The sequence below is a fragment of the Segeticoccus rhizosphaerae genome (genome assembly GCF_009192725.1).
Lineage (GTDB): Bacteria > Actinomycetota > Actinomycetes > Actinomycetales > Dermatophilaceae > Segeticoccus > Segeticoccus rhizosphaerae.
Map to the genome: position 1 here is coordinate 1 of NZ_VOHR01000050.1, position 18,113 is coordinate 18,113.

The window sequence follows — 18,113 nt, forward strand, 5'->3', positions numbered from 1 at the left end:
CGTCCTCGACGCGCGTGACGGCATACCGGCGGGGCTGGTCGTCGACGCCTTCGTGGACTGCTCCGGCGCACCCTCCGCGGTGGCCAGCGGATGCCGCGCCGTCGGGCCGGCCGGCGTGGCGGTGCTCGTCGGGATGGGAGCCGACGAGGTGACCCTGCCGGTGTCGCTGGTCCAGAACCGCGAGATCGAGGTGACCGGCACGTTCCGTTACGCCAACACCTGGCCGGAGGCCATCGCTCTGGCGACCTCGGGCCAGGTCGACCTCGACGGGCTCGTCACCGCGCACGTCGACCTCGACCACGTGGTCGAGACCCTCGACGTCGACCCGCAGGCAGGGCACCTGAAGATGGTGGTGCGCCCCGGCGGGGTGTGACCCCTGGGCAGGAACCGGTGACACGGCGGTGAGGAGGCCGGGCATGCGTGGGAGCCGGTCCAGCGACGCGCTGGTGCACCAGCGTCGCGACCAGATCCTCGAGGTGGTGCTCGACGAGGGCGCGGTGGGCATTCCCGACCTGGCGCGACGGTGCCAGGTCAGCGAGATGACCATCCACCGCGACCTCGATGCCCTCGCGGACGCCGGCTTGGTCGAGAAGCACCGTGGACGGGCGGTGGCGCCGTCGGCGTTGCGCGTGCAGACGAGCGCGCAGTTCCGGATGCGGGCCGGCGCACGCCTCAAGGAGGCCGTCGGATCCGGGGCGCTGCCACTTCTGGAGGGCGCGCGGACGGTGTTCTTCGACGACTCCACCACTGCTCTGCCACTCCTGCGTCGCCTCGGCGAGACCGCCACGGCCCCGGTCACCGTCGTCACGAACTACCTCGAGGCCGTGCATCGTGGGGCCGGACACCCCATGCTGCGCATGCACCTGCTCGGCGGCGACTACGTCCCCGACCTGGGCGCGACCTTCGGCAGCGCGTGCGTCGAGGCGATCCACCGCTGGCACTTCGACGTCGCGGTCTTCAGTGCCCCCGCGGAGAGTGAGGCCCGGTGCTACCACCCGTTGCTCGGGTCGGTGGCGATCAAGCAGGCGGCGCTGCGCCGGGCGGCCGACAGCGTGTTGCTGCTGGACCACACCAAGCTGGGACACACCGGGCCGCACCACATCTGCGACGTCTCCGAGGCCGGCACCGTGGTGCTCGACGCGGAGGCCGATCCGCGCGAGGTCGAGCTGATGCGCAGGCAGGGGGCCACCGTGCAGCTCGTGCCCATCGCCGAGCCGGCTGCGACCGACCGTCTCGGCGACGACGAGCCGAGGGCGTCTCGCAAGTCGGCAGCACGTACCTGATCGACCGCACCAGCACCGGGCAGCACCCCGAGATCGGAGCACTTCCATGGGCATCCTCGACGTCTTCTCCCTGCGCGACCGGGTCACGCTGGTCACCGGCGCCAGCCGCGGCCTCGGCAAGGGGTTCGCACTGGCGCTGGCGGAAGCGGGCGCCGACGTGGCCCTGGTTGCCCGCGACGAGTCCGCCTGCCAGGAGGTGGCGGAGCAGGTCGAGGCGCTCGGACGTCGCTCGCTGGTGGTCGCGGCCGACGTCACGGACCCCGAGCAGGTCGAGCAGGTCGTGCAGAGGGTGGCGGGCCGCCTCGGTGGCCCCGACGTCCTGGTCAACAATGCCGGGGTCTGCGTGCACGCGCCGGCACTCGAGGTCACCGACGCCGACTGGCACCGGGTGCTCGACCTCAACGTCACCGCCCTCTGGCACATGAGCACGGCGGTGGCCCGGGTGATGGTGCCGCGTGGCGGAGGCGTCATCGTCAATGTCGGCAGCATCTCGGCGCAGATCGTCAACCGGCCCCAGTGGCAACCGGCCTACAACGCCTCCAAGGCCGCGGTGCACCAGCTGACCAAGAGCCTCGCGGCGGAGTGGGCGCCGCACGGCATACGGGTCAATGCGCTCGCGCCGGGCTACGTCAAGACGGAGATGGCCGACGTGGACCGGCCCGAGTTCCAGCAACGCTGGATCCTCGACGCACCGATGCAGCGCTATGCGACGCCCGAGGAGATCGCGCCGAGTCTGATCTACCTTGCCAGCGACGCTTCCTCGTTCACCACCGGCACGGTGCTCGTGGCAGACGGCGGCTACACGCTGTTCTGACCGCCGTCCTGGCTTGCCGGGGGGCAAGGGCGAGCGGTCCGGGCGCTCAGCGGCCCGTGTCGACGGCGCGCTGCCGGGTCTCGTTGACGTGCAGGGTGAACACGTCGGGCCGGGCGTAGTGCCCCACCGCGTCGAAGTCGAACCGTGCGCGGGCGAGATCATCCAGGTCGAGATCAGCTCGGAGGATGCCCTCCTGCCCCCGCAGCGGCCCGGCCAGGACGTCGCCGAGCGGACCGACGATCACGGAGCCCCCGCCGATGAGCACGGTGTCGGGGTCATCGCCCTGCGCGGGGTGCACGTCGGTCGGGAGGTTGGCGCGGGTGAGGTACTGGCACGCGCTCAACACGAAGCATCGGCCCTCGAGCGCGATGTGGCGCATCGTCGCCTGCCACGTCTCGCGCTCGTCGACGGTGGGTGCGCACCACAGGTCGATCCGCTTGTCATACATCGCCGTCCGGTAGAGCGGCATGTAGTTCTCCCAGCAGATCGCGGCGCCGAACCGCACCTCGTCGGCGGCGAAGACGGGCATGGTGGACCCGTCACCGGTGCCCCAGATCACCCGCTCCGCCGCGGTCGGCATCAGCTTTCGGTGCTTGCCGAGCAGCGAGCCGTCGGGGCCGAGAAACACGGCGGTGCAGTAGAGCGTCCCCCCGTCCCGCTCGATCACGCCGGCGACAAGATGGATCGACAACTGGCCGGCCAGCTCGCCGAGGCGCTCCGTCTCCGGGCCGGGGACGGTGATGGCGCCGTCGTGGTAGCGGCGGAACTCATCGCGTCCGGCGTCGCTGCGCATCCCGATCCGGACCCCGAAGTCCAGGCCCTTGGGGTAGCCACCGATGAAGGCCTCGGGCAGCACGACGAGCTGCGCGCCCTGACCGGCGGCCTCGGTGACCAGGCGGACGGCCTTGTCCATCGTGCGCGGCGTGTCGAACAACTCGGAACCGGCCTGGACGACGGCAACGGCGTAGGTGGACACAGGCACCTCCAGGTGGTGAGGAGACTGCGACCCTATCCCGGCGCTGCGAACCGCGGAATTCCCCGGACGCGCCGTCAGCGCCGGATCGGGCCGCCGATCTCGACGGTGGCGCCGCCGATGGTCAGGATGCCGGCCAACAGCTGCAGTCCCCACAGCGCGGTCGTTTTCGCGGTGATGACGCCATGCGGGAGGTCGCCGCTCGCCGTCCCGGCAAACGTGGTCAGCATGTCGCTGCAGGTGGTCCACAGCATGCCGATGCCGATCAGGACCGCAAGGGGAGCAAGCAGGCGCACGCCGTCCACCGCCCAGAAGAGCAGTCCCAGGGCGAACAGCGCCACCGCGGCCGCGCTCCACAGGAACAGGCCGGAGGTCCACGTCTGCGGCTGCTCGAGTGTCGACCACCAGGTCCACGAGAGGACCACGGCAGCCACCACGCACATCCCGGCGATCATCAACGACGCTCCGGCGCCGCGGGGTCGCTCGGGAGGCAAGGCGTAACCCTCGGGCCGGGGCAACGACCGTGGGTCGACGTCGTCGGCACGCACCGGTTCATAGGTGTCGGACCCGAGGAGGTCGTCCTCGGTGTCGCGGCGGTCGACGTAGCGATCGGCGGGCAGCTCGCGTGGTTCGTTCATGACATCCCTGGCCTCGGAGCGGACCACGCGATCATGGCACACAGTGGTCTGCCGCAGCTCTTTGGCGGCAGTGCCGCTGTCATCGCTGCGGGGCTTCTCGCCGTAGCGCTCAGTTCAGGTTCCCGAGGAACGCCTTGGCGACGGGTCCGGCGGTGGTGCCGCCGTCAACGCCCTTCTCGACCAGCACGGCGAAGGCGACGTCGCCCTGCCAGCCCACGATCCAGCAGGTGGGGTCCTTGCCGGAGCTGTCGTGCTCCGCGGTGCCCGTCTTGGCGTAGACCGGGACGCCGGGCACGCTCGCGAGGACCGGTGCGGTGCCGTCGGTCACCACCTCGCGCATGAGGGCTTGCAGCTGCTTGACGACCGTGCCGTCCAGCGGCGTCGCGTCGTGCCTCGCGCCCTTCACCGCGGGTGAGGTGATCAGGGTGGGTGGCACGAAGGAGCCGCGCGCCACCGAGCCGGCCATCACTGCCAGGGACAGCGGCGACGCCAGCGTCCGGCCCTGGCCGAAGGCCGACGCCGCCTTGTCGGTCTCACCGTCGGCGACCGGCACCGACCCGGCATACGCGTTCGGAACCCCGAGGTGCTCGGCCCAGTCGCCGCCGATCCCGAGCTGGCCCGCAGCCTCGTGCAGGTCGGCGTCGGCCATGCCCTCGGAGAGGGCGACGAAGGCGGTGTTGCACGAGTGCGCGAAGTCGGTCGAGAACGGCACGGCGCCATAGGACTCGTCCTCGTAGTTCTTGACCTCCAGGCCGTTCACGACGGTCGTCTTCGGGCAGTTCACTGTCGTGGTCGGCTTGAGCCCGTGCGAGAGCAGCGAGTATGTCGTGGCCACCTTGAGCGTCGAACCCGGCGCGTAGTGGCCGGTCAGCGCGCGATCGAAGCCGAACGCAGGGGAGTTGGCGACCGCGAGCAGGTTGCCGGTCCGGACGTCGACGGCCACCAGCGCCGAGGGCACCGAGCCGGTGCCGGCGAGCGCCGTCTGAGCCGCCGCCTGCGTCTTCGCGTCGAGGGTCAGCTCGAGAGGCTCGCCGTCCTTGGCCTTGCGCTCGAACAGCACGGTGTCCGGATGACCTTCGGGTGTGACCGTGAAGCCCGGGGTGGGTGCCATGACCGCGTCGTAGGTGCCCTGCAGGCCGCTGGTGCCGGCATACCCTCCGGCGCGATAGCGCGTGGGGTCCTTCTTGACCATCTCCGCGGTGACCGGGCCGAAGCTGCCGAGCAGCGGCTGGCCGAAGGTCCTGGTCGGGGCGAGCGGCTGGGTGCGTGAGAGCGCGAGGACCCCCTTGATCGCGCCCAGCTGGCTCTTGCGGGAGGAGTAGTCGGACTCGCGGTAGGTGATCACCGGGATCGGGCCCCTGGCGCCCGCCTTGTGGGCCGCGCGCAGCTTGTCGACCAGGGAGCTCTCGGAGACCCCGACGACGCCCGCGAGCGCCTTGGCCGACGAGGCGTCCGCGTTGACCGGGTCGAGCACGATGTCGTGCACCTTCGCGTTGGCCATGATCGGCTTGCCGCCTCGGCCGAGCACCTCACCGCGCGTGCCGGGGTCCTGCTGCACCGAGAACGCGCCGTTCGCGGTCAGCTTGGGGTGCCACAGCGAACCGTCGCCGATCAGCACCGCCCACTGCTCGCCCTGCCGGGTCAGCTGCACCCGGTCGACGTAGCTCCAGGTGACGCCCTTCTGCAGGGTCCACGAGACGCCCAGCACGGCGGTGCCCCTGTCGCCGGTGCGGTCGACCGACTGGACGGCGACCTTGACAGGGGCCTTGCCCAGGGCGGCCGTCGCCGTCGCGAAGTTGGCCTCGACCGCCGTCGGCGACGACCCGGCATACCGCGCCTGGTCCGGCTGCCGGGACGACCAGGCGCTGGCGAAGGACTGGGCCGCCGCCCGGGCTCCCTGATCCAGGCGGTCCTGCTCCGACTGCTGCTTCCACAGCACGGTTCCCCCAGCACCTCCCGCGACCAGGACGCCGGCCAGGGTCGCGGAAAGGGCAACGCGTCGACTCATGAGCCCATCCAACCTCATGCGGAACAGGGCGGGCTCCTCGATATCCCTCGGACGTCCGCCCCCATGACTTGGGCGGACCCCTCCCGTGCGGGCCGAGTTCGTGACAGGCTCCCGTCATGAAGAGCACCATGCAGACCACTCCGTTGCTCATCTCTCGCCTGCTCGTCACCGGCACGACGCTGCACGCCGACCAGGAGGCGGTCACCTGGACCGCGGACGGACCCCGCCGCACCTCGTATGCCGAGATCGGCACCATGTCGGCGCAGCTGGCCCATGCGCTGCGCGGGCTCGGAATCGACGGCGACCAGCGGGTGGCGACCTTCATGTGGAACAACGCGGAGCACCTCACCGCCTACCTGGCCGTGCCCTCGATGGGCGCGGTGCTGCACGCTCTCAACATCCGCCTCTTCCCCGAGCAGCTCATCTACGTCACCAACCACGCGGAGAACCAGGTCGTCATCGTCGACAACACCCTGGCCGAGCCGTTCGGCAGGCTGCTGCCGCACCTGACCACGCTGCGCCATGTCATCGTGAACGGGCCGGTCAGCGACGAGGTGCGAGAGGCGCTCGGCGCGCCGGACCACATCGAGGCGGTGCACGACTGGACCGAGCTGCTCGCCGCGCAGCCGGACACCTTCGAGTGGCCCGAGCTGGACGAGAACTGCGCCTCGTCGATGTGCTACACCTCCGGCACGACGGGCAACCCCAAGGGCGTGGCCTACTCGCACCGCTCGAACGTGCTGCACGCGATGCAGGCCGCGATGCCGTCCACGATGGACGTGCGCGAGGGTGACCGGTTGCTGGCCATCGTGCCGATGTTCCACGCCAACACCTGGGGGCTGCCGTATGTCGCGATGCTCGCCGGGGCGTCCCTCATCCTGCCCGACCGCTTCCTGCAGGCCGAGCCGCTGGCGCGGATGATCGAGACCGAGAAGGTCACCGGCGGCGGGGCGGTGCCGACGATCTGGACCGACGTGCTGCGCTACCTCGACGAGCACCCGACCGACACCTCGACGGTGCGCTCCGTCGTGGTCGGCGGATCGGCCTGCCCTCCTGCGCTGATGGCGGCGATGCACGAACGGCACGGAATCGAGGTCACCCATGCCTGGGGTATGACGGAGACGTCACCTCTCGGGTCAGCTGCGGTGGCCCCCGCGGCGGCGACCGGCGACGACTACTGGCGCTATCGGCATACCCAGGGTCGCTTGGCGCCCTTCGTGGAGGGACGGCTCGTGGGGCCGGACGGCGCACTGCAGCCCTGGGACGGGCAGAGCGTGGGCGAGTTGGAGGTGCGCGGGCCGTGGATCGCCGCGGGCTACTACGAAGGGCCCGCCGCGACGGACACGGACCGGGCGGAGGCGGCGGCCAAGTTCCACGACGGCTGGCTGCGCACCGGTGACGTGGGCACGCTGACCGCGGACGGGTTCCTCACCCTGACCGACCGGTCCAAGGACGTCATCAAGTCGGGCGGGGAGTGGATCTCGTCGGTGGAGCTGGAGAACATCCTGATGGGCCACCCCGCGGTCGCGGAGGCCTCGGTCGTGGGGGTGCCCGATGACAAGTGGGGTGAGCGCCCGCTCGCGACCGTCGTGCTCCTCGAGGGGGAGAGCTGCGACGTCGCCACCCTGCGGGAGTACCTCGAGGGCAAGGTCGCGCACTGGCAGGTGCCGGAGCGGTGGGCGTTCATCGACGAGGTGCCCAAGACAAGTGTCGGCAAGTTCGACAAGAAGGTGCTGCGCCGCCGCTACGCCGATGGCGAGCTCACCGTGCAGTCAGGGTCACCCGCCAGCTGAGTCGCCGAGCGCGGTGGTCAGCAGGCCTGGTTGACGTCGACGGCGCTGTCCGGGTTCTGCGTCTTGGTCGGTGACGGGCTCGACGTCGGTGCCGACTTGGGTGTCGAGCCAGCCTTGCCCTGGCCGTTGCTCTTCTTCTTGGGCGGCTTCGGCGGGTGGATCGCCTTCTGGACCAGTTGGTGCATCTTGGCGAAGTCGGGGTGCACCGTGTTGGTGTTGTCGTTGGTGAAGGCCAGGCTCTTCATCGTGCCCTTCTGCATCCGCTCGACCAGGGTGACGAAGGCCTTGAGCTCCTTCTGCGAGATGTCGGTCTGCAGGTTCTTCTTGAGCACCGACGCGAGGCGGGGGTACTTCTCGACCATGGTCACCGGGTTGACCTGGTCGACGATGGCTCCGACCATGCAACGCTGGCGCCGCATCCGGCTGAAGTCGTCGGTCGTGGCGCGGGAGCGGGAGTACCACAGGGCCTGGTGACCGTCCAGGTGCTGCTTCCCGGGTTCGATCCAGCCCTTGATGCTGCCGGGAGCGATCGCGCCGTTCTCCACCTTGCCCCCGATGGGGAGCCGCTCCTTGACGTCGATGTTGACACCGCCCATGGCGTTGACCAGCGAGCTGAAGCCGTGCAGGTCGACGATGAGGGTGTAGTCGATCGGCAGGCCGGTGACCTGGGTGAGCACCTGCTGGGTGGTGGTCAGGCCGGGGTTGTCGTTGCCCGGGAAGAGTTTCTGGTGCTCGCCGGCGAGGGTCCAGACCGCGTTCATCAGGCACTGGCTGCCGCAGTCGTAGCCGTTGGGGTAGAGCTCGTGCAGCGGATTGTTCTTGGGGAAGGGGACGTCCTGCAGGTTGCGGGGGACGCTGACCAGGACGGTGTTGCCGCTCTTGGTGTCGACCGAGGCGATGATCATCGAGTCGGTGCGGATTCCGACCCGGTCGGTCCCGGCGTCGGAGCCGAGCAGCAGGATGTTGACCCGTGGCGTGTTGGCCCACGGGGCCTGCTCGTTGTGCACGTCCGGGCGGGCGTAGTGCGGATTGGCGTGGGACTCGGAGGGCGACTTGCCCTTGAAGACCGTGTTGAGCAGGCTGCGGTGCACGCTGAGCAGACGCACCGCCTGGACGGATGGCACGAGGACCACCAGGCACATCAACAGGGTGAACCCCCGCAGCAGCCACGACTGGGCCGGCTCGATCCCCCGGGGCTCCGTCTGGTGCGAGGTGAGGACGATCGACGCGATCCAGATCAGCGCGCAGACGATGATGGCGACGGTCAGGAAGACGAGTCGCTCAGGGGTGACCGCGAGGTCGATGACCGAGGCCTTGAGGCCCTGGGACCCGATGTTGGCCAGCAGCACCACGAGGCCGACGATGAAGCCAGCCAGCACGACCAGCCCGGTGGTGCGGCGCTTGGTGAACGACAGGCCGGCTCCGGGGATGACGGTGCCGAGCGCGGTCAGGCCCAGGAAGCGGCGGGTGCTGTGCCGGCGCTCGTGCCGGCGTTCACCACGAGTGCCGACCGGCTCGCCGTCCGCGTCGCGCGGCAGGTAGGACATCCAGGACCTCTCATCGACCGTCTGTTGTGGGAGCGGGTCGCTGCTGCAGGGCGCAGGCGACGACTCCCGGGTGACAGCATGACGCATCATCCCCGGGAGTGCTCCACCACGTAAGACGCTTCAGGGTGCCAGAAGGTTCGCGCCGTTTTGGCGAACCCGTCGGCCGCCGGTAGCCTGTGCTCGCCCGTGGGGACCGGCCAGGCCGTGTCCGGACCGGGCATGGAGGTGTCGCATAGTGGCCTAGTGCGCCCGCCTGCTAAGCGGGTTGAGGATAAAACCTCTCGCGGGTTCAAATCCCGCCACCTCCGCCGAACGAGAGAAGGACCCCCACGCATTCCGGGGGTCCTTCTCTCGTTCGATCGGCCCGGAGGGCAAACCGGCGAGCAGCGCCCGGCGAGCGGCGAGTCAGGCCGTGGCCGCGTGCGCCTTCCGGGCCCGGTAGGCCGCCACGTGTGCGCGGTTGCCGCAGTTGCCCGTGTCGCAGAACCGCCGGGACCGGTTGCGGGACAGGTCCACCAGCACGGCGTCGCAGTCCTCGCCAGCGCACCGCTTGAGGCGGTCGAGGTCGTCGCCGCGGATCAGGTCCACGAAGCCCATCGCGGCCTCGGCGCCGATCCGTTGCGCGAGCGGGTCGTCGGGCTCCGTGGCGTGGACGTGCCAGTCGTACTCGCCGTGCTTGGTCAGGTAGGGGCGGGCGTCGACCTGGCGCAGGAGCTCGTTGACGACCTCGGCGGCGGCGTCACGGTCCGGCGTGTCCCAGACCGTGCGCAGCTGCTCCCGCATGTGCCTGACCTGGGCGAGTTCGGCCTCGGTGCGCAAGCGAGTCCCCGTGTAGGGGTTGTCCACCATGAAGGCGTCCAGGTCGGCTTGGGACCGCAGGTGGTCCGTGCCGCCGAGCCGGGTGTTGACCAGCGCCGCTGCCGCAATGAGCGCTTCCTGCGTGTCATGAGCAAAGTGCACGTTGACTCCTGAGATGGCGATCCCGTACTGTCACGAGTCTAAATCACTTTGACTCATGACTTCGGGATGGAGGTGCGCGATGGCCACGGCGGTGACGAAGGACGTGCGAGGGCGGGAGGGTCTCGGCGCCCCTGTCGCCGGCGGCATGGCGATGGCCCTGACGTCCGCCGCCACCTTCGGCGTCTCCGGACCCATCGCCAAGTCGCTGCTCGGGGCCGGGTGGAGCCCGCTCGCGGTGGTGCTGCTGCGGATCGGAGGAGGCGCTCTCGCGCTCGCGATCCCGGCGGCACTCGTCCTCCGGCGGCAGTCGCGGCTGAGCCGGCGGGGCTGGACCACCATGACGCTGTATGGCGTGTTCGCCATCGCCGGCGTGCAACTCGGTTACTTCAACGCCGTGCAGACCCTGTCCGTCGGCGTCGCCATGCTGTTGGAGTATCTCGCTCCGGTGCTGCTGCTGGGCTTCGTGTGGTGGCGCACCGGGAGCCGGCCCTCGCCGGCCTCACTGGTCGGCGCCGCGGTCGCGCTGGTCGGCCTCACCTTCGTCATCGACGTCTTCGGCGGCGTCCAGGTCGACCTGCAGGGGATGGCCTGGGGCCTGTTCGCCGCGCTCTGCCTCGCCTGCTACTACCAGCTGTCCGCCCGCGCCGGCGACGAGCTGCACCCCGTCGTGATGGCGGCAGGAGGCTGCGTCGTCGGCTTCGTGGCGATGGGAGTCGTCGCACTGCTCGGACTGCTTCCGGTGCACGCCTCCACCGCGCCGACCCTCGTGCTCGGCCACCCCACCAGCTGGCTGGTGCCCGCACTGGTGCTCGTGCTCGTCTCGACGGCGGCCGCCTACCTCACCGGCATCCTGGGCGTGCAGCGGCTCGGCTCGCGGGTGGCGTCCTTCGTCGGTCTGACGGAGGTGCTCTTCGCCGTGCTGTGGGCGTGGCTGCTGCTGTCAGAGCTGCCCACCGTCGTGCAGCTGCTCGGCGGCCTGCTCGTGACGGTCGGCGTCATCCTGGTCCGCACCGACCGCCGGCTGAGCTGAGCGCAGTGACCTGAGGTGGCGTGGTGCCCCGGCAGGTGGCGAGTCGTGGCCGAGCGCACGCGACTCGCCACCGCCGCCGGGGACGTCAGTGGGGTATGACGGGTGCCTCAGCCCTGTTCCAGCCTCGCCTTGAGCGAGTCGAGCTCGGTCCACAGCTGGGTCGGCAGCTGCTCGCCGAACTTCTCGAACCACTCCTGGATCTGCGGGATCTCGTCCTTCCACTCCTCGAGGTCGACCTCGAGGGCCTTGGCCAGTGCCTGGTCGGTGAGGTCGAGGCCGTCGGTGTCGAGCGACTCCGGTGTCGGCACGTGCCCGATCGGCGTTTCGACCGCGTCGGCCGTGCCCTCGATCCGCTCGATCGCCCACTTCAGGACCCGTGAGTTCTCGCCGAAGCCAGGCCAGAGGAACGACCCGTCGTCATCGCGGCGGAACCAGTTGACGTGGAAGATCTTCGGCAGCGCCGCGGCGTCGTGCTGCTTGCCCATCTCGACCCAGTGGGCGAGGTAGTCACCCGCGTTGTAACCGATGAACGGCAGCATCGCCATCGGGTCGCGTCGCACGACACCGACCTTCCCGGTCGCGGCCGCCGTCGTCTCGGAGGACAGGGTGGCGCCCATGAACGTGCCGTGCACCCAGTCGCGCGACTCGGTGACCAGCGGGATCGTCGTCTTGCGCCGGCCCCCGAAGAAGATCGCCGAGATCGGCACGCCGCGCGGGTCGTTGTACTCGGGCGCGAGGATCGGGCACTGCTCGATCGGCGTGCAGTAGCGGCTGTTCGGGTGGCTGGAGAGGACCGGCGGATCCTGCTTCGCCGTGTCCGGGGTCCAGTCCTCACCCTTCCACGAGGTTGCGTGGGCCGGCTCGTTCTCCATGCCTTCCCACCACACGTCGCCGTCGTCGGTCAGCGCGACGTTGGTGAAGACCGAGTTGCCCTTCTCCAGGGTGCGCATCGCGTTGGGGTTGGTCTTCTCATTGGTGCCCGGAGCGACGCCGAAGAAGCCGAATTCCGGATTCACGGCATACAGCCGGCCGTCCTCCCCGAAGCGCATCCAGGCGATGTCGTCGCCCAGGGTCTCCACCTTCCAGCCGGAGATCGACGGTTCGAGCATGGCCAGGTTGGTCTTGCCGCAGGCGCTCGGGAAGGCGGCGCAGACGTAGTAGGTCTTCTGCTCCGGGGAGGTGAGCTTGAGGATGAGCATGTGCTCCGCCAGCCAGCCCTCGTCGCGCGCCATGACCGAGGCGATGCGCAGCGCGTAGCACTTCTTGCCCAGCAGCGCGTTGCCGCCGTAGCCGGATCCGTAGGACCAGATCGCGCGTTCGTCGGGGAAGTGCACGATGTACTTCGTGTCGTTGCACGGCCACGGCACGTCTGCCTGCCCCTCCTCGAGGGGCTCGCCGACCGAGTGCAGGCACTCGACGAAGTCCGCGTCGATCTCCTCCATCTTCGCGAGCACCGTGGCGCCGCAGCGCGCCATCACCCGCATGGACGTGACGACGTATGCCGAGTCCGTCACCTCGACGCCGAACTTGGGGTCCTCGGCGTCCAGGTGCCCCATGACGAAGGGGATGACGTACATGGTGCGGCCCTTCATCGAGCCCTGGAAGAGCGGCGTCAGCGTCGCCTTCATCTCGTCCGGCGCCATCCAGTTGTTCGTCGGGCCGGCGTCCTTCTCCTGCTCCGAGCAGATGAACGTGCGGCCCTCGACGCGGGCCACGTCGCTGGGGTCAGAGGCGCAGTGGAAGCTGTTGGGCTTCTTCGTCTCGTCCAGCTTGGTGTAGGTGCCGGCCGCCACCAACTGGTCGGTCAGCTCGGTCCACTCCTGTTCCGACCCGGTCACCCAGTGGATCCGGTCGGGGGTCGTCAGAGCGGCAACCCGGTCCACCCATGCGGCGAGTCCGGCGTGGCTCGTGCCGCCATCGCTGGCCGGGGCGGGCGGGTGGGTGCCGGTTGCTGCGGTGTCGGTCGTCATGAGGATGTGAGCCGTCCCTTCGCGCGACGACGCGCGGTCGTGGTGTGCGTCACCTGGACACTCACTCCGAGAGGATGTCCACATGGTGAACGCGCTGATTCCTTCAACGTACGCGTCGGGACCGGCTCGGGCATCCGGGCGAGCAGACAAGGCCTGTGATGCAGGTCACAAAGCATAGCGGATCTGTCGGGAATCCCGGCTCCTTGGGCAAGGATTGAACGACAACCCCACATTCCAAACAAATCCGCACGTGCCGGAGTGTCCCTGCCGCGGGGGTCGACGGTCGCCTGACGCGGATTTCACGCGGGCCGCGGTTGCCGGTAGAGTCTGCCCTCGGCGCGTGTGCTCAGGCCGCGCGACGTGCGCCCGTAGCTCAACGGATAGAGCATCTGACTACGGATCAGAAGGTTAGGGGTTCGAATCCCTTCGGGCGCGCCACCTCTGTAGGGGGTTTGACCAGCGGAAACGTGGTCTCGCGGGTCCCGGTGGTTTCTCGGGATTGCACCCATGTTGGCACCCAATCGCGGGGTCGGCTGTCGTCTTGGTGGCGGCGGTTCGTGGCCGCGCACATCGTGGCGGACGACCCGGTCCCTGCCCTGTCGCGTCTGGACCGGTTGGATGGTCAGCCGGTGGACTTCGAGGCGATGGGGGAGCGGTTCGCGCGGGCGATGCGCGAGGAGCAGCAGTTCGTGAGCTGGTGGCGATGACCGCCCCGGAGTCGGTCGTGCAGGCCGTGCTGGAGGTTCACGACGGCGAGCGCTACGACTACCGAAACGACGTCGACGTGCCGTACTGCTCCGCCTGTGGTGAACAGTGGCTCGACAATCGCGATTGCTGCCAGACTGTCGCGGTCATCGCCGATGCCGCGTTCGCCGCGTCGCTGGAATGGGCGGCTGAGCAGTTGGCCCCTGCGTGGCCCAACCCTGTCGTGCCACCCGCCGACAGGCTGCGCCGCTGGGTGAGGGGCGACCGATGAGCGACCTCGTGGACGGCTGCGACATTGAGCGGATCGTCGGGACTAAGCGCCACGCGTGGCGCCACTACGCCCGGGCGGACTCGAAGGATCGGACGGTCTACCTCCTGCATTCGCAGGAGTGCCTTGACCGTGGCCGCGACTTGCGCGAGTGCCCGTTCTCGCTCGCGTTGGACGAGGGTGTGGACGAGTTCGTTTGGGCTGGCGTCGAGGACCAGCCCGTTCGTGTGACGACCAACATCAACGGGCTGCTGATTCCCTTGCCCGCCAAGAAGTGGAGGCGGCGATGACCCGCCAGCAGCGTGACTCGCGCATCCTGACGTGGCTGTGCGTCATCATGGCGGTGGCCGTGATCGTCGCCCTGATGAGAAGATAATCACACGCATGTTGCTGATGGGAGGTGACACCCTAGATGCCTGCACCGCGCATACCGAGACAGAGAGTCCTGCAGTGGCTGCGGGATGGGAGGACGCAGCTCTGGATTGTGGATCACTTGCGTGATGAGGGAATCGAGGCCACGCAGCCCGCGATCTCGCGGATAAAGACGACCTATGGCGATGACGGCTTGGGGGAGGACTGGCGGAAGGCCAAGCGGTCCCGCTTCATTCCGTGGGAGTTGCTGCCCGAGCACCGGGACTATCACGTCCCGAAGATGCTGCGCTACTACACGCGCCGCATGGACGGGGAGGAAGTCGCTCCCAAGGACAGTCGGCAATTGGATCGGTGGTTGGCTCGTCTTCAGGCCGCTGATGCAGTGGTGGTGTATGACCCGGACCCTGGGATGGTCAAGTTCGAGGGCTACCCATTCTTCTATCTGCCGCGGAAGCCTGGCGAGGTTGGGCCAGTCAGGGCGCCCTGACGTCAGTGCCCGGTCCTACGATGCCGCCATGGCCACCCCGCTCCCTCGCCGCATCCTGCACGACTGGCATCCCGATGGCCCGCTCACCGAGCAGGAGTGGCTCGAGCAGGAGCGCGTGGCCGGGTGGGTGCCCGATCCGCTGCACGGGGCCGGGTCGGTGCCGGTCGAGATCAATGGGAAGCAGCTGCGGCGTTATGCCATGATCGGGGCGGCTCCGGTCGACTGACGAAACAACGCCCCGCCCCTTGCGGTAGCCGGGTGCCCTTGCACCTCCTGACGGCAGGCGGGCGGCTAGGAATCCGAATTGATCAGGTCTCGTTTCGGCAACGAGATGCCTCGGAGAGCCGGAGCAGTGGCAGGATGCGGCCGTCACTGTTGCGCCAAGGCAGGGGAGTGTGACGGCGTTGGATCAGGCAGATCAACTGTCCCCAGGGATGAGAGTGGCCTGTGCGACACTGACGCGATCAGGGAACGCCGAGGAAAGAGGGGCAACCGATGGAGACGCTGACCGCCGTCGACTTCACGGAGCCGCGATTCACGACACCCATTCTCACCGTGAAAGATATCGCCACACTCGTGGACATGCCGATAGACACCGCCCAGGCATGGGCAGGTCAACGGCGCGATCGTCCACAGTTGTTTACCCGGTTTCCACAGGATCGGCGTGGTTGGCCGTCTGTTCCGCTCATCGGCCTCGCGGAAGCCTCCAGCCTGAGAGCCTTGAAGAGCTTCCTTCCCCCTTCAGAGGTCGCCGTGGCCGCCCGATATATCAAGGATCACGCAGACAGGCCGCACGCCTTGGCCAGCCAGAGGCTGGTGACCGACGGTGCGACCGCCTATGTAGAGGAATACCACGGGGAATCAGTTACTCGACTTCGCGATCAGCAGACAACAATCGTCGAAGTATTTCGGGACCACCTGCGTCCTCTGGTCTTCTTGGAAGACGAGTTCCCAATTGCCTACAAAGTGCCGCAGTTGCCGGGCGTAGAGATCAACCCGAATTTCAACGCTGGGCGAATGTCCTTCCGACGAAACCGCGTGCCCGTGTTTGCAGTGGCAGGCAGCCTGCTTGGGGGCGACAGCCGCGACGAGGTGGAGGAGCAGTACCGACTGACCGCGGACGAGGTGCTGTCCGTTGAGCGCCAACTCGACTGGCTCACGCAAGCCGCATGACGGCCTAACACTCCTCATCGACAGGTGCTTGGATCACCGCTTGGCCGGAGAGTTCAGGAAACATCCTGATGTCACGGCAATGTCTCTCGCGGACGTCTACGGCGGTTCTGGCTCGGAGGCCGTAGCTGACGAGACCTTCCTTCAAGACGCCGGAAACCGTGGCTGGGTGGTCCTAACGCAAAACTTTAGGATGTGGCGCGTGCCAGCGGAACGCCAGGCCATCCTCAGCTCCAACACCCGGGTGTTCTCTCTGGGTAAGGCCGATCTCCCACTGATCGCTAAAGGCTTGGTCTTCGGCCGTTACTTCGGTTCCATCCGCAAACGAGGGCGCCGTGAAGATCCATGCTTCTGGCGACTGCACCTCTCGCACGTGAACAAGGACCTGAGATAGAAGCGCCTATGATCCAGCCGTCTGCCGTTTCTGAAGATGCTGGCCTCAGTCATCGATGGCGCCTTGCTGGCCGAACTGGAACGCCGGCTCGGTTCGCGAGGAGACATGACGAAAGCGCCCCGCCCACCGTGAGGTAAGCGGGGCGTTCGCGCGCACGGCAGAGGCTACTCCTGTCGGCGCGCCGGGGGATCGGCCGGGAACGCACGAAAGTGCCCCGCTGTCCATAGTGGGCCCCGGGCACTGTCACCCGCAGGTCGTAGGGTGCCGTCACGGCCGGACGCGCGGTCCGACCGAAAGGAGGATGGGTCGATGGATGGTGCAGCAGTCTGCAAGATCTGTCACGCCTACGTGGCGGACGAGGCGAAACACCAGGCTTGGCACGAGCAGGTCATCAAGGACGCTGCAGCCGTGGCTGCGGAGCAAGCACCCGGTGCTGTTGCTGCGGGCATCATGCGAGGAGTCCGGTACTAGGACGCACGAAAGGCGCCCCGTCCCTCGCGATGAGGGACGGGGCGCGGTGCTGTGCGGGGTCGGTCAGGCGGTCATGGCCACCAGTTCGCGATGTGGCCGAGCAGCCATACGAGGATCCCTGCGAGGACGGTCCAGACGGCGAGCCAGGACGCGCCGCCGCCGGGGGTGTCGGTCCGCAGCCACGCGCGGATCCGCTCGGACAGAGTATTTCCGGGCACCTTGTCGCGGATGGCGAGCGCCTCGGGGACCGCGAACCCGCCGAGGACGAGGGCGAGCCACAGCGGCCACCAGTCGGCGAGCGTCACGGCGTGTCCTTGCCGTCCGGCTCGGGCTTCCCGAGCACCTTGCCGAGGCCGGCCGGGTCCACGGCGACGTGCTTGGTGGAGACGAACTGGCCGGTGGCGGGGTCGCGCTTGACGTGGAACACACCCTCGTCGTCCCGCACCGCGACCAGCGCGGCCGGCGTGACCTTCGACCGGACGATGCCGGCGCCGAGCAGCGGGAGCAGCGCCTGCGCGAGTGCGATGATCTTCCCGGCCTGCGTGTCGGTGACGCCGAGGCCGAATGAGGCGAGCACGCCGAGGACGGCGACGATGATGCCGACGACCAGCGCCGGCTCCTTCTTGATGCGGTCGAGCATGATGGTTCTCCTGTCGAGGGATGTGAGCGGGGGTCAGTACTTGCCGCGGAGCAGGCGGCGCTGCAGCGCCTCCCACGTCTGGGGGCCGTCCTGGCCGTCGATGTCGTCGCCGGTGAAGCCCATGAGGTCCTGGATCATGCACCAGGTGTCGTGGCCAGCGATCCCGTCGATCTCGTCGCCGGTGAGCTTGTACTTGGCGCGCACCGACGGGCTCCTGGAGTCGTCTCGCTGCACCTTGCGGATCAGTGCCTTGGTGGCCTTCGGGTGGGGCTGCAGGCCTGCGTTCTGATGCCACAGGCGGTACGTCATCGGGCCGGGCTTGCCGTCGGTGAACGCCGTGTAGGCGGCTTGCGTCTTGGGTCCCCAGATCCCGTCGAGGTCGCCGTCGTAGAGGCCGACGAACTTGAGCCGGGCCTGCAGGCGCTTGGTCGCGGCCTTCGTCTTGGGGCCCACGATGCCGTCCGGTTCGGTCCCGACGTTGCGCTGCACCTGCTTCGTGTAGGAGGACTTGCCGACGGCGCTGCCCAGGCCGGCGGCGAGCGCCGCGGCCGCCTTCACCGCGTCGGCCGCGGAGACGGCCCGGCCGCCGG

General features: G+C 68.7%; 21 protein-coding genes, 2 tRNA genes and 1 pseudogene. 15 read left to right on the forward strand and 9 right to left on the reverse strand.

The features are described 5' to 3' along the window. From FRW57_RS06430 to FRW57_RS06440, 3 genes are all read left to right on the forward strand, one after another. The coding region (locus FRW57_RS06430) for a zinc-binding dehydrogenase (RefSeq protein WP_152185595.1) at window positions 1-373 on the forward strand (373 nt) is incomplete at its 5' end. Between the two features lie 43 nt (window positions 374-416). Beyond that, a complete protein-coding gene (locus FRW57_RS06435) occupies window positions 417-1,283 on the forward strand; it encodes a DeoR/GlpR family DNA-binding transcription regulator (protein WP_152185596.1) in 867 nt (288 codons plus the stop codon). Between the two features lie 46 nt (window positions 1,284-1,329). Continuing rightward, window positions 1,330-2,097: an SDR family NAD(P)-dependent oxidoreductase gene (locus FRW57_RS06440; protein WP_152185597.1), complete on the forward strand. Its 768-nt coding sequence runs from the start codon at window positions 1,330-1,332 to the stop codon at window positions 2,095-2,097. A 46-nt stretch (window positions 2,098-2,143) separates the two neighbouring features. On the opposite strand, the gene FRW57_RS06445 is transcribed toward FRW57_RS06440, so the two are convergent. The 3 genes from FRW57_RS06445 to FRW57_RS06455 form a co-directional block, all read right to left on the reverse strand. Next, entirely contained in the window at window positions 2,144-3,073 is a 930-nt protein-coding gene (locus FRW57_RS06445; protein WP_152185598.1) for a nitrilase-related carbon-nitrogen hydrolase, read from the reverse strand. A 74-nt stretch (window positions 3,074-3,147) separates the two neighbouring features. Continuing rightward, the gene (locus FRW57_RS06450) at window positions 3,148-3,708 is read right to left on the reverse strand and encodes a hypothetical protein (RefSeq protein WP_137122545.1); all 561 of its coding nucleotides are present in this window, start codon (window positions 3,706-3,708) and stop codon (window positions 3,148-3,150) included. Between the two features lie 109 nt (window positions 3,709-3,817). Continuing rightward, the gene (locus FRW57_RS06455; protein WP_162529286.1) at window positions 3,818-5,716 is read right to left on the reverse strand and encodes a penicillin-binding transpeptidase domain-containing protein; all 1,899 of its coding nucleotides are present in this window, start codon (window positions 5,714-5,716) and stop codon (window positions 3,818-3,820) included. A 116-nt stretch (window positions 5,717-5,832) separates the two neighbouring features. Between FRW57_RS06455 and FRW57_RS06460 the strand changes: the two genes are divergently transcribed. Continuing rightward, a complete protein-coding gene (locus FRW57_RS06460) occupies window positions 5,833-7,509 on the forward strand; it encodes a fatty acid--CoA ligase (RefSeq protein ID WP_152185600.1) in 1,677 nt (558 codons plus the stop codon). 17 nt (window positions 7,510-7,526) lie between these two features. Here FRW57_RS06460 and FRW57_RS06465 read toward each other — a convergent pair whose 3' ends face one another. Beyond that, window positions 7,527-9,056 (reverse strand): LCP family protein, encoded by a 1,530-nt coding sequence (locus tag FRW57_RS06465; RefSeq protein WP_162529287.1) that lies wholly within the window; start codon window positions 9,054-9,056, stop codon window positions 7,527-7,529. 221 nt (window positions 9,057-9,277) lie between these two features. Between FRW57_RS06465 and FRW57_RS06470 the strand changes: the two genes are divergently transcribed. Beyond that, a tRNA-Ser gene (locus tag FRW57_RS06470) sits at window positions 9,278-9,364 on the forward strand. A 97-nt stretch (window positions 9,365-9,461) separates the two neighbouring features. Here the strand turns inward: FRW57_RS06470 and FRW57_RS06475 are convergent. Then, complete coding sequence (locus tag FRW57_RS06475) at window positions 9,462-10,016, reverse strand: CGNR zinc finger domain-containing protein (protein ID WP_137122541.1); 555 nt, start codon at window positions 10,014-10,016, stop codon at window positions 9,462-9,464. Between the two features lie 79 nt (window positions 10,017-10,095). Here FRW57_RS06475 and FRW57_RS06480 point away from each other — a divergent pair, with 79 nt between their 5' ends. Beyond that, window positions 10,096-11,046 carry an EamA family transporter gene (locus tag FRW57_RS06480; RefSeq protein WP_137122540.1) on the forward strand — a complete coding sequence of 317 codons (951 nt, stop codon included), beginning with the start codon at window positions 10,096-10,098 and terminating at the stop codon, window positions 11,044-11,046. A gap of 107 nt (window positions 11,047-11,153) precedes the next feature. On the opposite strand, the gene FRW57_RS06485 is transcribed toward FRW57_RS06480, so the two are convergent. Then, window positions 11,154-13,016 (reverse strand): phosphoenolpyruvate carboxykinase (GTP), encoded by a 1,863-nt coding sequence (locus FRW57_RS06485; protein ID WP_152185602.1) that lies wholly within the window; start codon window positions 13,014-13,016, stop codon window positions 11,154-11,156. 362 nt (window positions 13,017-13,378) lie between these two features. Here FRW57_RS06485 and FRW57_RS06490 point away from each other — a divergent pair. From FRW57_RS06490 to FRW57_RS23045, 9 genes are all read left to right on the forward strand, one after another. Beyond that, window positions 13,379-13,454 (forward strand) — tRNA-Arg (locus FRW57_RS06490). Window positions 13,455-13,573: 119 nt separating this feature from the next. Next, window positions 13,574-13,723, forward strand: a complete 150-nt coding sequence (locus FRW57_RS23035; RefSeq protein WP_162529288.1) for a hypothetical protein — start codon at window positions 13,574-13,576, stop codon at window positions 13,721-13,723. Continuing rightward, entirely contained in the window at window positions 13,720-13,992 is a 273-nt protein-coding gene (locus FRW57_RS06495) for a hypothetical protein (protein ID WP_152185603.1), read from the forward strand. Before FRW57_RS23035 ends, FRW57_RS06495 begins: the two co-directional genes overlap by 4 nt. Beyond that, window positions 13,989-14,279, forward strand: coding sequence for a hypothetical protein (locus tag FRW57_RS06500; protein WP_152185604.1), 291 nt, complete (start codon window positions 13,989-13,991; stop codon window positions 14,277-14,279). The genes FRW57_RS06495 and FRW57_RS06500 overlap by 4 nt, the downstream gene beginning before the upstream one ends. A gap of 203 nt (window positions 14,280-14,482) precedes the next feature. Further along, the gene (locus FRW57_RS06505; protein ID WP_152185605.1) at window positions 14,483-14,848 is read left to right on the forward strand and encodes a hypothetical protein; all 366 of its coding nucleotides are present in this window, start codon (window positions 14,483-14,485) and stop codon (window positions 14,846-14,848) included. Between the two features lie 28 nt (window positions 14,849-14,876). After that, a complete protein-coding gene (locus tag FRW57_RS06510) occupies window positions 14,877-15,074 on the forward strand; it encodes a hypothetical protein (protein ID WP_152185606.1) in 198 nt (65 codons plus the stop codon). A 269-nt stretch (window positions 15,075-15,343) separates the two neighbouring features. Continuing rightward, entirely contained in the window at window positions 15,344-16,021 is a 678-nt protein-coding gene (locus tag FRW57_RS06515) for a DUF433 domain-containing protein (RefSeq protein WP_152185607.1), read from the forward strand. Then, on the forward strand, window positions 15,984-16,412 hold the full coding sequence (locus FRW57_RS25010; protein ID WP_420853235.1) for a PIN-like domain-containing protein: 429 nt from the start codon (window positions 15,984-15,986) through the stop codon (window positions 16,410-16,412). Before FRW57_RS06515 ends, FRW57_RS25010 begins: the two co-directional genes overlap by 38 nt. Before the next feature lie 309 nt (window positions 16,413-16,721). Further along, complete coding sequence (locus FRW57_RS23045) at window positions 16,722-16,883, forward strand: hypothetical protein (RefSeq protein ID WP_162529290.1); 162 nt, start codon at window positions 16,722-16,724, stop codon at window positions 16,881-16,883. 71 nt (window positions 16,884-16,954) lie between these two features. Here FRW57_RS23045 and FRW57_RS06520 read toward each other — a convergent pair whose 3' ends face one another. From FRW57_RS06520 to FRW57_RS23050, 3 genes and pseudogenes are all read right to left on the reverse strand, one after another. Beyond that, window positions 16,955-17,188 carry a hypothetical protein gene (locus FRW57_RS06520; protein ID WP_152185608.1) on the reverse strand — a complete coding sequence of 78 codons (234 nt, stop codon included), beginning with the start codon at window positions 17,186-17,188 and terminating at the stop codon, window positions 16,955-16,957. Next, window positions 17,185-17,523: a hypothetical protein gene (locus FRW57_RS06525; protein WP_152185609.1), complete on the reverse strand. Its 339-nt coding sequence runs from the start codon at window positions 17,521-17,523 to the stop codon at window positions 17,185-17,187. Before FRW57_RS06525 ends, FRW57_RS06520 begins: the two co-directional genes overlap by 4 nt. Window positions 17,524-17,556: 33 nt before the next feature. Next, window positions 17,557-18,113, reverse strand: a pseudogene (locus FRW57_RS23050) (peptidoglycan-binding protein); the annotation flags it as partial.